The organism is Marinoscillum sp. (genome assembly GCF_965229915.1).
Classification (GTDB): domain Bacteria; phylum Bacteroidota; class Bacteroidia; order Cytophagales; family Cyclobacteriaceae; genus Marinoscillum.
This window is the reverse complement of sequence record NZ_CBDDJZ010000001.1, coordinates 126,805-140,452: the sequence shown is the minus strand read 5'-3', so window position 1 is coordinate 140,452 and position 13,648 is coordinate 126,805. Positions and strand designations below refer to the sequence as shown.

The window sequence follows — 13,648 nt, the reverse complement described above, 5'->3', positions numbered from 1 at the left end:
TTACATCATGGTTTCAGGAAGCTTGGCATTGGGGTCGTCGGGGGAGGTTAGGTTGATAGCCTCTACACCTTCTATCTCCGGTACTACCCGCTTGATGGCTTCTTCAACACCTGCCTTCAGAGTCATAGTAGACATAGGACAACTTCCGCAGCTTCCTAATAACTCCAATTTCACCACATTATTGCTATCCACTTCTAGAAACCTCACATTCCCGCCATCAGCTTCTAAGTAGGGTCTTATGCTGTCAAGGGCGGTTTCAATGCGCTGATGTAACTCTTTAGTGTTCATAGTTAGGTGTTGATTTCAACTTTTTGGGTTTTAGCCTGGCTTGCATTCCTGATAGCCACTTGTTGGGCGACTGATTCGGCCAGGTTATTGAATGCCTCAGCTGTAATGTCGTCTTTGAGGACTGCCGGGTAGCCTGAATCTCCGCTCTCTCTGATACTCTGCACAATCGGTACCTGACCGAGCAAAGGTACATCATGTTTTTCAGCAAGCGTCTTACCCCCGTTTTCACCAAAGATATAGTACTTGTTGTCTGGCAGCTCCTCTGGAGTGAAATACGCCATGTTTTCTACTATACCTAGCACTGGTACGTTGATCTGAGGTTGTTTAAACATACCGACACCTTTTTGAGCATCTGCAAGTGCCACTTTTTGAGGGGTGGTTACTATTACCGCTCCGGTGACGGGTACACTCTGTACCAATGTGAGGTGAATATCGCTGGTGCCAGGAGGGAGATCAATAAGTAAATAGTCCAGTTCTCCCCAGACTGCATCACTTAGAAACTGCTTGAGTGCAGAACTAGCCATAGGTCCTCTCCACACTACCGCATTGTCTGGGGGAGCGAGAAATCCAATGGACATCAATTTGACCCCATACTGTTGAATGGGCATGATCTTGTTTTGACCATTGACACTGGTAACGTTTGGCTGCTCATGCTCACAGTTGAACATGGTCGGAACAGATGGGCCAAAAATATCCGCATCAATTAGTCCTACTTCAGCTCCGGTTTTAGCCAGTGCCACGGCCAGGTTTGCCGCTACAGTAGACTTACCAACCCCACCTTTACCAGATGCGACAGCAATAATGTTCTTTACTCCCGGAAGTAAAGGAGTATTGTTTCGAATGGTGGTGACATTGCTGGACATCTCTATGTCCATTTGAACATCTTCACCGAAATGCTTGACAATCGCCTTTTCACAGTCTTTGCGAATTATCTCCTTGAGCGGGCAGGCAGGAGTAGTGAGCATTACGGTGAATTTGATGACATCATTGGATGTTTGTACATTCTGGATCATGTTGAGTGTGACTAAATCCTTTTTTAAATCAGGATCTTGCACTTCACTCAAAGCATTAAGGATGTTTTCTCTGGTAATTTCCATTTAGTTGTTCAATCTTAGGTGCAATGTTAATCAAGCTACGCACCATGTCAAAGGTATATCTCGCACTCTTATAATGAGTTTCGAATCAAAATGGTTTGATAGGGTGTTGATTATTCAAAAATTGGCTTCATTATCTTTGTAAGAGCAAAGGCCTCAGGTATGATTCATCTCTTCTATTACATATTGCTTTACTCAGCACCCGTGTTGATCACACCGGAGACCAGTGAGATAGAGCTAAAGATTACTAACCTGGAGTTCATAGAAGACATAGATCGCTCCTTAACTATTTCCGAAGTTTCCAAGCCTGAGTTTCAGCCGCGATTCAACAAAGACCTCAATTTTGTACCACAAGACTACAATACCAATTCTGCCTATTGGGTGAAGCTGAAGCTGATCGTAGAACAGGCCCACAATGGGTACTTATTGGAGTTTTTTGATCAGACCATCGATTCGTTGCATGTCTACATCAAGCACGAATCTGACAGTACTTTTAGTCATTATGCAATGGGGGATATGCTGCCATTCACCGAAAAACCGATGGCACATAAAAATTTTGAGATCCAGCTACAGAAGTCGGGCAACTATCTGGTCTATTTTCGGGTGGTGAGTCATGAGTACGCTGATATTCGAGTGGCAATAAGGAGTTACGGCTGGTTTGTGAAGTATGCATTGGCCGAGTATTACTTATATGGCATTTTTTATGGAATGATCTTGATCATATCCCTTTATAACATGCTCATCTACTCAGCTATGCGTGAGGTAAAATACCTTTACTATACTTTTTATATACTGAGTGTCGGGTTGTTTGCCATCAGTGTAGATGGTATTGGTTATCAGTACATTTGGAACAATAGTCCGGCCTGGAATCAAATAGCGCATGGTGTAGCCCTGTTCTTGATTATTTTCTGGGCGATTCTGTTTTCGAAGAAGTTTCTCAACCTGAAGATTCGCTCGCCCAAGATGAATCAGGTGCTCAATTGGGTGCTTGGTTTGCGGATTGCACTGTTCCTGTATGCCCTGATTTTTGATAACAGTTTGTTTCAGTTTAGGAATATTGAATTGATCCCACTGGTAATCATTTTTGCAGGGAGTATCTCCGTCTTTCAGCGGGGGTATATGCCTGCACGATTCTTCATCGTGGCTTTTGGCTTTTTGTTTTTGGGATTTATTCTGAAAGCGCTTTTGATGTGGTCTATTATTCCATTCTATATTTTGAGCTATTATAGTCTTCATATCTGTTTTGTATTTGAGATGCTGTTCCTCTCGTTCGCACTCAGTGATCGAGTGCGTATTCTCAAAGCCAATCGGGATCGGGCTCTTAAGCGGATCATCTCTCAGCATGAGGAAAATGCGGAGCTGAAGGATCGCATGAATGCGCGTCTAGAATCACTGGTGGAACAACGTACATTGGAATTGAAGGAAAAAAACGAACTACTATCAGTTCAGAAGCAGGAGATATCTGAGATCAATTCTTTGTTGGATTTGGACAATTACCGCTTGCGCAACAATATTAAATCCATACAGCGTGAACGCCTACAGAATAAGGAGCTCTCCTACGAGGAGTTCAGAGAGGTTTTTCCTGATAAGGAGGCATGTCTGGTTGCACTAAGTAAACGAAAGTGGGGTACTGGTTATCAGTGTTTGCGCTGTGACAACCAACACTACAGTGAGGGGAGTGTTCCTCACAGTAGAAGGTGTAGTAAATGTGGCTATCAGGAGTCTCCAACTACCAACACACTCTTTCATGGAATTAGGTTTCCTTTGGAGAAAGCCTTTTACATTCTGTATGATACCCTAAACAAAGACCAGTATACTCTTAGTGAGTTTTCTGAAATACTTGGAATAAGAAAGAATACCATATCAGATTTCAAGAAACGCATCCATTCAAAAAATGATGATGAGAAGGTAAATCTTAACGAAATTTTCAAAAATCTAGAGGAACTACCTCAATAGGTAAAAATTTTAATTGTATTATTAGAAGAATTTTTGACCTATATTTTTGTTGTTATTTAAGCGTTACGGATGAGATGAATTATGTTTTTATTTGAAATGAATAAAAATTATTCTTGTTATTTAAGCGATATACGAGCGATCAAAAGGATTGTAAAAAAATGCTGTCATATTGTATTATACCTAGATATTAAAATTGCATTTTTTTTGAATTAAGCTGGGAAACTGATAAAGTTGCATCATGCAATCGTTATCAAGTAAGTCAATTTTTAACCCGTGGAATGAAAAAACTATTTACTAAAGTCTTTCTCATTGCTATGCTGGCTACACCCGCAATGGCCCAGCAAGTAACTGTTTCAGGGACAGTGACAGATGCTGATTCAGGTGAGCCACTCATAGGAGCTAATATTGTGGAGAAAGGAACGACGAACGGAACTGTTACCGACTATGACGGTAACTATCAGGTGAATGTTTCTCCTGGGTCTATTCTGGTCATCAGCTACATTGGATATGAAACGCAGGAGTTTCCTTTAAATAACCGGACAACCATCAATGCCAAACTCACTTTGAATTTGGAAGAATTGGACGAAGTGGTAGTGGTAGGTTATGGGTCTGTGCGTAAAAGCGATCTGACTGGATCTGTATCGTCGGTGAAATCTGAGGATCTGGTGAAAGTACCCAATGCCAGCCCAGTGCAGGCACTGCAAGGTAAGGTATCAGGTATGCAGGTGTTAAGCCCTAGTGGTGATCCTGGCGCAGCTCCGGTAGTGCGCCTAAGAGGTGTCACTACCCTTAACAACAACAATCCACTTTTCGTGGTGGATGGAGTGATTATCGAGCAAGGTGTATCCGGAGCCAGCGGCGGTGGAACTCCGCTAGACTTTCTCAATGCCAACGATATTGAATCTGTGGAGGTGCTTAAAGATGCATCGGCTACTGCTATTTTTGGTTCCAGAGGTAGCAACGGGGTTATTATTGTTACGACCAAGACGGGCTCTAAAGGAAATACCAGGATTAACTTCAATGCAGACTATGGCTGGGAGGTAATCGCCAATGAAATTGATGTAATGAACGGTCGAGAGTTTGGCCAATATGTAAACGACATAGACCTCACCGAACCTGGCCCTTACAACATTGATCAACTGCCTAGTGTTAACTGGCAGGATCTGATTTACAAAGATTATACACCCATTCAGTCTTATTCCTTTTCATTCGGTGGTGGTGCAGAAAAAGTAAACTACTACCTGGGGTTGGGGTATTACAGTCAGGAAGGTATCCTGCCAAAGTCTGGTTTGAAACGAATGACAGTAAAACTGAACACTGACTATGAGATTGTGAATAATCTCACCATCGGTACAAACCTGTCTGTAGCGCTGAAAGATAAAAAGAATGCGCCTGGTGTAGTCAATACTGCCTTGCGTGCATGGCCAATAGATGAGCCGTACAGGACTGACCCGAACACTGGCGAGCGGGTATTTGCAGAAGTAAACGGTGGGGGTAATGCTTTGGCCGCTATTGAGTACAACAACAGTTTCACCAAGAGTTTGGAAAGTGTGGGTAACATGTATGCCACATATGATTTTCTCGATGGTTTTACGTTTAAGAGTAGTTTTCAGTTTTCACTTGGGGTATCCAAAAGCACATCGTTTACTCCAGAATTCTTCGTAGCTCCGCTGCAACAAAACGAAACGAGTGATATCAGCAAGGGAATGAGTACCAACAGCTTTGTGCTGTGGGAAAACACTCTGTCTTACAGTAAGGAATTTGGAGTTCATCGTATCAACGCAGTGGGGGGCTATACCACTCAAGAGGTCAAATCAGAGTTTCTAAACGGATCAGCACAGAACTTATTGAGAAATGGTGAGACGTTCTGGTATTTGAACAGTGGAGATGGTGATCCATTATTGCAAACTATTGGTAATTCGGGAGCCCACTCGTCCATTCGGTCCTGGCTGTTTAGGGTCAACTATAGCCTGATGGATAAATACCTTTTTACTGCCACATATCGTAGAGATGGATCTTCCAAATTTGGACCTAACAATAGGTATGGTGTATTCCCTTCATTTGCTTTTGGGTGGAACATCAGTGATGAATCCTTTTTCCCACAGATGCCATTTCTGGATGTAATGAAGCTACGTGCTAGCTGGGGGATAGTTGGTAATGATAAAATCCAGTATGATGCACAGTTTGCTCAGATAGCCCAAGATTATGGTGCGGTGTTTGGCAGTAATGAGCAATACATTCCTGGAGCAAGCTATTCATCAGGTGGTAACCCCAACCTGAAATGGGAGGAGACTTCCCAGGTTGATGTAGGGTTGAATCTGACAATGTTTAATGGACGCCTTAATTCCGACCTGGATTATTACATCAAAACGACCAACGATATTTTGGTGAGTCTGGAACCAGTTGGATACTCAGGTTTGGGGGCATTTTCAAGCATTGTGTACAATGTAGCATCTGTTGAGAACAGAGGTTTCGAGTGGAGCTTGGACTGGCAGGATGATATCGGTGATGTAAATTATCGCTTAGGTTTTCGGGGTTCCACGGTGCAGAATGAAGTCTTGAAACTGGGTCAGGACATAGGAGTGGATTCTTTGATTGTTGCAGGAGATCTTGGTAATGGTCAGCAGGTATCCAGATCTGCCGTGGGTTTACCAATCGGGTTTTTCTATGGTTATGATGCGATTGGTATATTCCAAACTTCTGAGCAGGTGAGCACAACTCCGAGTTTGTTTGGACAATCTGTTGGAGATCTGATCTACAGAGATGTAAACGATGATGGTGTGATAGATGCTAATGACCGAGTGAACCTGGGCAACTCCATCCCGGATTTCGTTTACGGGTTCAATATGGAAGTGGGATACAAAGGCGTCAGAGTAAGCGCAGATTTCCAGGGACAGACCGGCGTGGATATCTACAATGGTAAGCAGGCCGTGCGATTTGGGTTGCTCAATTACGAAGAGAAATACACCAATCACTGGACGCCATCAAATCCAACCAACGAGGATTTTAGAGCTATTGCTGGCGGAACCAATTTTCAACCTTCGAATTACTTCATTGAAGATGGATCATTCTTAAGGTTGAGAACACTCACGGTGAGTTACAGCATGCCCAACAGAGTACTGGATGGTACTGGCATTCAAACGGCCCGGATTTATGCACGTGGTACCAATCTTTTTACTGTTACCCATTTTTCTGGATACTCTCCTGATTTAGGTGCTTCTAGTGCTTTGGATGGGGTAATTGACCGAGGGGTCTACCCCATTACTAAAGTGTACAGCGTTGGTTTGAACCTAACATTTTAATTAGACATGAAGAACTTAAAATACCTCACATTATTAGTTGGATTGACGCTTTTCTCTTGCGAAGAGGATGCGTTGGATAAGCCGCTATTGAGTAATCTGACAGCAGGAACTTTTCCTGAATCGGAGTCTGATGCAGTATTGGCAACTAATGCCATATACAATTCTCTCCGAGAGTGGAACATTCATACAGGTGGATTTCCTTTGCTGGATATCATGAGTGATCAGGTGACTAAAGGAAGTAATCCTGGAGATGGTACGGCCATTGCACCTTATGAAAACTTCACTCATACAGCGTCAGAAGGTTCCACCGAGCGATGGTACAAAACCTTGTATAAAGCCATCAGACGGGCCAACCTGGTGATTACCAAAGTGCCAGAAATTGAGTTTACCGATGATAACCTTAAAATCCGTCTTGAGGCTGAGGCTCGTTTTCTGCGAGCGTTTTATTACTCTAAACTAGTTCGGGGTTATGGGGATGTTCCTCTAGTGTTGGAAACTGACCCACCTCTTGATCTGGGCAAAACAGCGACGGAAGAGATTTACGATCAGGTTATTTTCCCTGATCTGCAATTCGCTGTAGATAATCTACCGGAGAAGAGCGATTACGATACTGAAGATATGGGGAGAGCCACCAAAGGGGCAGCCAAGTCGCTACTAGCTAGACTTTACCTCTTCCTGGGAGACTACACCAATGCAGAGACCTATGCCATGGAAGTGATCAACTCGGATCAATATGACCTGGAAGATGATTTTGCAGATGCTTTTAGTGAGGACAATGAGTTTGGTGTAGAATCTGTCTTTGAGGTGGGTGCATTGCCATTAGGTTTTGGTCAGGGTGGCAACCAGTATGCCAACACCTGGGCGATCAGAGGCACACCGAACCGAGGATGGGGATTCGGCCGCCCAGCTTATTCATGGATTCTGATGATGCAAGCCAATGATGATCCACGCATGGATGCCAGTGTCATTTTCTTAGGTGAAGTGCTCGACGGAGTAGAAACGCTTGGTGATGCATCTACTCCAGACACTACACGTGCAGATGGAGAGATTGTGGAGATAGAAGTTTACAATCAAAAAGTATGGCACTCTGGCGAAGGTACTCAGGGCTCATTCGGTTTCAACATGCGTGTGATTCGCTATGCTGATGTGCTATTGATGGCAGCTGAGGCACTAAATGAGAATGACAAAACAGCTCAGGCACTGACTTATCTGAATCAGGTACGTCAAAGAGCGCGCGGTGGCGACAACACCATCTTGCCTGACATCACTGCCACGGACAAAGCTACCGTCAGAGAGGCTATCGCTAACGAACGAAACTATGAGCTTGCCTTCGAGGGATTAAGATTTTGGGATCTGGTAAGGACAGATCGAGCTGAGGAAGTCCTGGGACCTTTAGGATTCATTCCCAATAAGAATGAGTTGTTCCCAATACCTCAATCGGAAGTAGATATCTCGGAAGGCCGAATAGGTCAAAATCCTGGATACTAAAACTGGAATTTTTAACAATTAAAATAGATCAATTAGTAAGAATCAATAAACCAAAAATGAAGTAAGTATGAAAACAATCAAATCAATTTTAATGCTGGTAGCAGTTGCCAGTATTGGTGTACTCATGAGCTGTGGAGAGGATGAAGGCCCGAGTGCATTGACCATCGTTAGTATTGAAGCTACGGGTACCGATGTGCTCACTGGTGAGCCTACAACTGTGGATTTAAATGGAGCCACAGCAGCAAGCGGTGTTCCTGTAGACCTGGTACTCAACGTAACTTTTGATAGAGAAGTAGATGCAGCTACTGCCACCAACACAACAGTAGCGGTAGATGGTATTGCTGCTGACGTGACTGTGAATGGCGCTGTAGTGACATTGACTGCTTCTCAGGAGCTGGCAAGAGGTACTGACTATGTACTGACTGTTGGTGAGATCCAGGCAGCTGATGGTGGTGAGTTTACTGCTGTTAGCAGAACCTTCAGCACTGGTGGTGTAGCAGAAGTCACTCCTCCAAATGCTGACGCTCAGGTAGCTTATTGGAAGTTTGATGGTGATGATACTGATGAGATGGGAGCTTTCAATGCTGACAATCGCATCGCAGTTAGTTACACCGCTGATAGACATGGCCAAGCTGAGAGTAGCGTATCATTTGACGGAGATGCTACCTTGATTGAAATTCCAGGAGCCGATGAATTACTCAATACCGATGATTTCACTTTAAGTTTCTGGATTAAATCTGATGGATCAGATGTCAATGACAATGATGAAACAAGAGGTCAATTCGTTATGGGGCTAGCTGCTTGGTACGGAATGCAATTCGAAATAGCTCCAAACTATAATAACTGTAAATTGGCAGCTTCCTACACTTTAGAGGATGGAACAGTAACTGGACAAGATCTTTGGTGGTCCACGAAAGGTGATTTAGGTTGGCAAGGTTGGACCTTTGATCAAGATGTATCCGGCTCTGGTGGGCTTGCAGGAATCATCAAAGATAAATGGGCACACTTTGTTGTTACGTATGACGCAGAATCTAAGATTGGTGCGATATACATCAACGGAGAGTTAAGAAAAAGCCAGGATTTCAATCTTTATGGAGAGACACACCCACTTTACAACACAGTTGGTATGGGGTATAGAGGAAATGACGCTCCAGGTAACAAGCTTGCATTTGGCTTTATCCAAGGCAGTGAGAATAGGATCGTTACAGATGACTGGGCCAATCCAATTGATACTCCAGACAACAACCACTTCAAAGGGTTGATGGATGATGTAAGAGTATTCTCTGCTTCGTTCACTGCAGATAATGTGTCAACACTCTACAACGCAGAAAAGCCTTAAGTTTTTATTAGTTATTAGGCGTAACTTCAGGGATGGCCATCTGGTCATCCCTGTAATTTATCTTCCTCAATGTCTTACAAATCAACCATACTATTAATCCTACTTTTCCTCAATATCTATTTGGTCAGCTGTGGAGATGAACTCACTGAGCCAGATCCAGAGGTAATGCAGCTGGTAAGTTTGCGCATAGGCACATCCAATCTGCTTTCAGATCCCAACAAACCCCAACCCAACGACAAAAATATTTTATTGACTTTTTCGCATGCCCTGGACACTACACAAATGCCTGCCCTGATTGTCTTGCGAAAAGGTTCTGACAGAGTCCAGACTCAATACAGCTATCTGGATGAGCAAAAAACAGTAGCGCTTAGTTTTGATCCATTGGACATAGATACTGAATATTCACTCAGTATAAGCGACGCACTTACTGGCACGAAAAAAGAAACTTTTTCAGGGTACAATGTCTCTTTCACCACCATAAATACTCCTTTGGGGATAGTATCAGTAGCAATTGATGGCACTGATACTAAAGCCTCTAACAGAATTCTGAATGTCAGCCGTACTCCAGTGATTCAACTGGCATTTACCACTCCTGTAGCAGTTGAGGAACTAGAAAACAACTTATCGATTAATGGTGGGGATGAAAGTGTCTCGATAAGTATTGGCGCATTAACAAACGACACCCTTTTTGACGTATCCGTCCAAAGTACTTTAAATGGATATGAGAGGTATGAATTATTCATTTCACAAAACCTAAAATCTAAAGCAGGTAATTCGTTTGCTACTTATCGGCAACCGTTTTATACCGAGCTAGACTCCACGCTGAAGTTTCCAGAGATATCGGATGAGGAGTTACTCACCAAGGTGCAGGAGCAAACGTTCAAATACTTCTGGGATTTTGGACATCCGGTGAGTGGGCTCACTCGTGAGCGCAATACAAGTGGTGAAACTGTGACCTCCGGTGGCTCGGGATTTGGACTCATGGCTATTCTGGTGGGCATTGAGCGTGGATTCATCACCAGACAGGAAGGGATAGATCGACTAGAGACCATTATCGATTTTTTAGATGTCAATGCGGATAAGTTTCATGGTGCCTGGTCACACTGGCTCAATGGTACTACAGGAGACGTAGTGCCTTTTAGTAGCAATGACAATGGTGGAGACCTGGTAGAAACAGCTTTTATGGCACAGGGGTTATTAACCGTGCGTCAATACCTGAATGCGGACAATACGCAGGAGGCAGCTATGATCGAAACGATCAATAAACTATGGGAAGGAATAGAGTGGGACTGGTACACTCAAAATGGTCAGGATGTGTTGTACTGGCACTGGTCACCAAATTTTGAGTGGGAGAAAAACCATGCCATTCAGGGATGGAATGAAGCATTGATCGTCTACGTACTAGCAGCAGCATCGCCTACTCATTCGATAGATCAGAATGTTTATACCAAAGGTTGGAGTCGGGATGGAGCCATGGTAAATAGTAACAATAGCAGTTACTATGGTTATCAGATGGATCTTCGAAGTGATCGGGGAGGACCTCTTTTCTTTGCTCACTACTCTTTTTTGGGTCTCGACCCTCGTAATCTGACAGATCAGTATGCCAACTATTGGGATCAGAATGTCAATCATACGTTGATTAATCGAGCGTATTGCATTAGTAATCCGAAGGATTTTGTTGGATACGCTAGTTATAGTTGGGGTCTCACTGCCAGTGATAACCACGAAGGTTACAATGCGCATTCACCGGATAACGACCTGGGAGTTATTACTCCAACGGCGGCCATTTCATCTTTGCCTTACACTCCTGAAGAATCCATGGCAGCTATCAGGCATTTTTATTACATCCTTGGAGACCGACTTTGGGGAGAATATGGTTTTTACGATGCATTTAATATTACCGAAGGATGGACCGCATCATCTTATCTGGCAATAGATCAGGGACCCATCGTGGTGATGATAGAAAATCACCGCACAGGTTTACTGTGGGACTTGTTCATGTCAGCTCCTGAAGTACAAAGTGGATTAGACAAACTTGGTTTTACCTATGAATAAATATACTTATCAATTTTTTGGAATGGTCCTGTTGGTTCTTTTGCTATCCGCTTGTGGTCACAAGCAAAAGCAACCATCAGAAGCGGTCACCCGTGAACCCCAGGATTCTCTTCTGGATAAGGTGCAATATCAGACATTTCAGTATTTCTGGGATGGTGCCGAGCCAACCTCAGGGCTCGCTAGAGAGCGCGTCCACATGGATGGCATTTACCCAAGTAATGACAAAAACGTGGTTACTTCAGGTGGATCTGGTTTTGGAGTAATGGCCATCTTGGTTGGAGTGGAACGAGGGTTTATCACCAGGTCTGAGGCAGTGGAGCGTTTTGAAACCATACTTACCTTTTTAGAAAATGCAGATCGTTTCCATGGGGTATATCCCCACTGGTGGTACGGCGATACAGGCAAAGTCAAACCTTTTAGCAAAAAGGATGATGGTGGCGACCTGGTAGAAACTGCTTTTTTAATGCAGGGGCTTCTGGCTGTTCGGCAGTATTTTCAGGATGGAACGGATCGTGAGCAAGCAATAGCTGATCGAATAGATGCTATTTGGAAAGATGTGGAGTGGGACTGGCATACCAAGGATGGTGAGGATGTGCTCTATTGGCACTGGTCACCAAACTATGGATGGGACATGAACTTCCCAGTGGGAGGTTATAATGAATGTCTGATCATGTATGTATTAGCTGCTTCCTCACCCACACATGGTATTGCTCCGGAGGTATATCATAGCGGTTGGGCGCTTGATGGAGCCATTGAGTCCAATGAGACCTATTATGGAAATGACCTTGTCTTAAATCATTATGAGCATGACGAGGCAAAGGTTGGTCCGCTATTTTGGGCACACTATTCTTATCTTGGATTAAACCCTAAAAACCTTACGGATCGCTATGGTGAGTACTGGACATTGAATGAGAGTCATGCCAAGTCTCATTATGCTTACTGTGTAGAGAACCCAGAGGGTTATGAAGGTTACGGACCAAATAACTGGGGACTTACCTCCAGCTATAGTATGCGAGGCTATGCAGGTCATCGGCCAGGCAGAGATCTGGGTGTTATTTCACCTACAGCAGCACTTTCATCTTTTCCATACACGCCTACAGAAAGCATGCAAATGCTCCAGTGGCTTTATGCTCCTGAACGAGATAGTTTGATTGGAAAATATGGTCCATATGATGCATTTAGTATTTCCAGTCAGTGGTATCTGCCAAGATATCTGGCGATAGACCAGGGACCGATTCCGGTAATGATCGAAAACTATCGCAGTGGACTACTTTGGGACTTGTTCATGTCCGCACCAGAAGTGCAGGCAGGATTGAAGAAACTGGGTTTTAGCTATGAATAAACCAATCACATGGGTGCTTTTATTTGTTGCTGGGTATTCGGTAGCTCAGACCAGTCCACCTGAATTCGAACCTAATGTGTTTCAGGTAGACAACTTTCAACTGAATTACCAAATTCTATATCCAGAAGGATTTAGTCCAAAAGCATCCTATCCTGTTTTACTGTTTCTGCACGGTGCAGGAGAGAGAGGAAGTGATAATCAGAAACAACTCACGCATGGTAGCGAGCTGTTTCTAAATGCTGATTTCAGAATAAAGCACCCTGCTATCGTTTTATTTCCTCAATGTCCAGAGGATAGTTATTGGGCGAATGTGCAAGTAGATCGGAGTAGCTGGCCATTGAAATTTGACTTTGATGCAGGCGGAGAACCGACCGTGGCGCTTTCAGCTGTGATGGCTCTTATGGACTCTATACAAAGTCTGCCTTTCACCAAAGATAGCCAGGTATATGCTGGAGGTTTGTCCATGGGAGGGATGGGGACCTTTGAGTTGATTTCCAGAAAGCCTTCAATGTTTGCAGCAGCTTTTGCCATTTGTGGTGGTGCTCATTTGGACAGAGCAAAGGTAATAGCGGAGAATGTGCCCATGTGGATCTTTCATGGAGCTCAAGACAATGTGGTACCGCCTTCATTTTCTACCGATATGGTCATTGCTATTCGCAAAGCAGGCGGGGAAGCAAAATACACATTGTACAAAGAGGCCAATCACAATAGTTGGGATTCGGCATTTAGAGAGCCGGGTTTGATGGAGTGGCTTTTTGCTAAATCAAAAGAATGAAACAAATCT

General features: G+C 43.7%; 9 protein-coding genes. 7 read left to right on the top strand and 2 right to left on the bottom strand.

Annotated elements, in window-relative coordinates; genetic code table 11:
* Positions 1-288: a NifU family protein gene (locus ACO067_RS00600; RefSeq protein WP_421869208.1), complete on the bottom strand. Its 288-nt coding sequence runs from the start codon at positions 286-288 to the stop codon at positions 1-3.
* Between the two features lie 2 nt (positions 289-290).
* Complete coding sequence (locus tag ACO067_RS00595; RefSeq protein WP_421869205.1) at positions 291-1,385, bottom strand: Mrp/NBP35 family ATP-binding protein; 1,095 nt, start codon at positions 1,383-1,385, stop codon at positions 291-293.
* Positions 1,386-1,544: 159 nt separating this feature from the next.
* Between ACO067_RS00595 and ACO067_RS00590 the strand changes: the two genes are divergently transcribed.
* The 7 genes from ACO067_RS00590 (at position 1,545) to ACO067_RS00560 (ending at position 13,639) form a co-directional block, all read left to right on the top strand.
* The gene (locus ACO067_RS00590) at positions 1,545-3,338 is read left to right on the top strand and encodes a 7TM diverse intracellular signaling domain-containing protein (RefSeq protein ID WP_421869202.1); all 1,794 of its coding nucleotides are present in this window, start codon (positions 1,545-1,547) and stop codon (positions 3,336-3,338) included.
* 278 nt (positions 3,339-3,616) lie between these two features.
* Positions 3,617-6,640, top strand: coding sequence for a SusC/RagA family TonB-linked outer membrane protein (locus ACO067_RS00585; RefSeq protein WP_421869199.1), 3,024 nt, complete (start codon positions 3,617-3,619; stop codon positions 6,638-6,640).
* 6 nt (positions 6,641-6,646) lie between these two features.
* Positions 6,647-8,128 carry a RagB/SusD family nutrient uptake outer membrane protein gene (locus tag ACO067_RS00580; protein ID WP_421869196.1) on the top strand — a complete coding sequence of 494 codons (1,482 nt, stop codon included), beginning with the start codon at positions 6,647-6,649 and terminating at the stop codon, positions 8,126-8,128.
* 67 nt (positions 8,129-8,195) lie between these two features.
* Complete coding sequence (locus ACO067_RS00575; RefSeq protein WP_421869193.1) at positions 8,196-9,467, top strand: LamG-like jellyroll fold domain-containing protein; 1,272 nt, start codon at positions 8,196-8,198, stop codon at positions 9,465-9,467.
* A 69-nt stretch (positions 9,468-9,536) separates the two neighbouring features.
* On the top strand, positions 9,537-11,522 hold the full coding sequence (locus tag ACO067_RS00570) for a glucoamylase family protein (RefSeq protein WP_421869190.1): 1,986 nt from the start codon (positions 9,537-9,539) through the stop codon (positions 11,520-11,522).
* Positions 11,515-12,864 carry a glucoamylase family protein gene (locus ACO067_RS00565; RefSeq protein ID WP_421869187.1) on the top strand — a complete coding sequence of 450 codons (1,350 nt, stop codon included), beginning with the start codon at positions 11,515-11,517 and terminating at the stop codon, positions 12,862-12,864. The genes ACO067_RS00570 and ACO067_RS00565 overlap by 8 nt, the downstream gene beginning before the upstream one ends.
* On the top strand, positions 12,857-13,639 hold the full coding sequence (locus tag ACO067_RS00560; protein ID WP_421869185.1) for a dienelactone hydrolase family protein: 783 nt from the start codon (positions 12,857-12,859) through the stop codon (positions 13,637-13,639). The genes ACO067_RS00565 and ACO067_RS00560 overlap by 8 nt, the downstream gene beginning before the upstream one ends.
* The last annotated feature ends 9 nt before the right edge of the window (positions 13,640-13,648 follow it).

What these genes read in the sequence shown, in the direction of transcription:
- ACO067_RS00575 (WP_421869193.1), top strand. Translation starts at nt 8,196, where the DNA reads ATGAAAACAATCAAATCAATTTTAATGCTGGTAGCAGTTGCCAGTATT.
- ACO067_RS00580 (WP_421869196.1), top strand. Translation starts at nt 6,647, where the DNA reads ATGAAGAACTTAAAATACCTCACATTATTAGTTGGATTGACGCTTTTC.
- ACO067_RS00560 (WP_421869185.1), top strand. Translation starts at nt 12,857, where the DNA reads ATGAATAAACCAATCACATGGGTGCTTTTATTTGTTGCTGGGTATTCG.
- ACO067_RS00600 (WP_421869208.1), bottom strand. Translation starts at nt 288, where the DNA reads ATGAACACTAAAGAGTTACATCAGCGCATTGAAACCGCCCTTGACAGC.
- ACO067_RS00565 (WP_421869187.1), top strand. Translation starts at nt 11,515, where the DNA reads ATGAATAAATATACTTATCAATTTTTTGGAATGGTCCTGTTGGTTCTT.
- ACO067_RS00585 (WP_421869199.1), top strand. Translation starts at nt 3,617, where the DNA reads ATGAAAAAACTATTTACTAAAGTCTTTCTCATTGCTATGCTGGCTACA.
- ACO067_RS00590 (WP_421869202.1), top strand. Translation starts at nt 1,545, where the DNA reads ATGATTCATCTCTTCTATTACATATTGCTTTACTCAGCACCCGTGTTG.
- ACO067_RS00570 (WP_421869190.1), top strand. Translation starts at nt 9,537, where the DNA reads ATGTCTTACAAATCAACCATACTATTAATCCTACTTTTCCTCAATATC.
- ACO067_RS00595 (WP_421869205.1), bottom strand. Translation starts at nt 1,385, where the DNA reads ATGGAAATTACCAGAGAAAACATCCTTAATGCTTTGAGTGAAGTGCAA.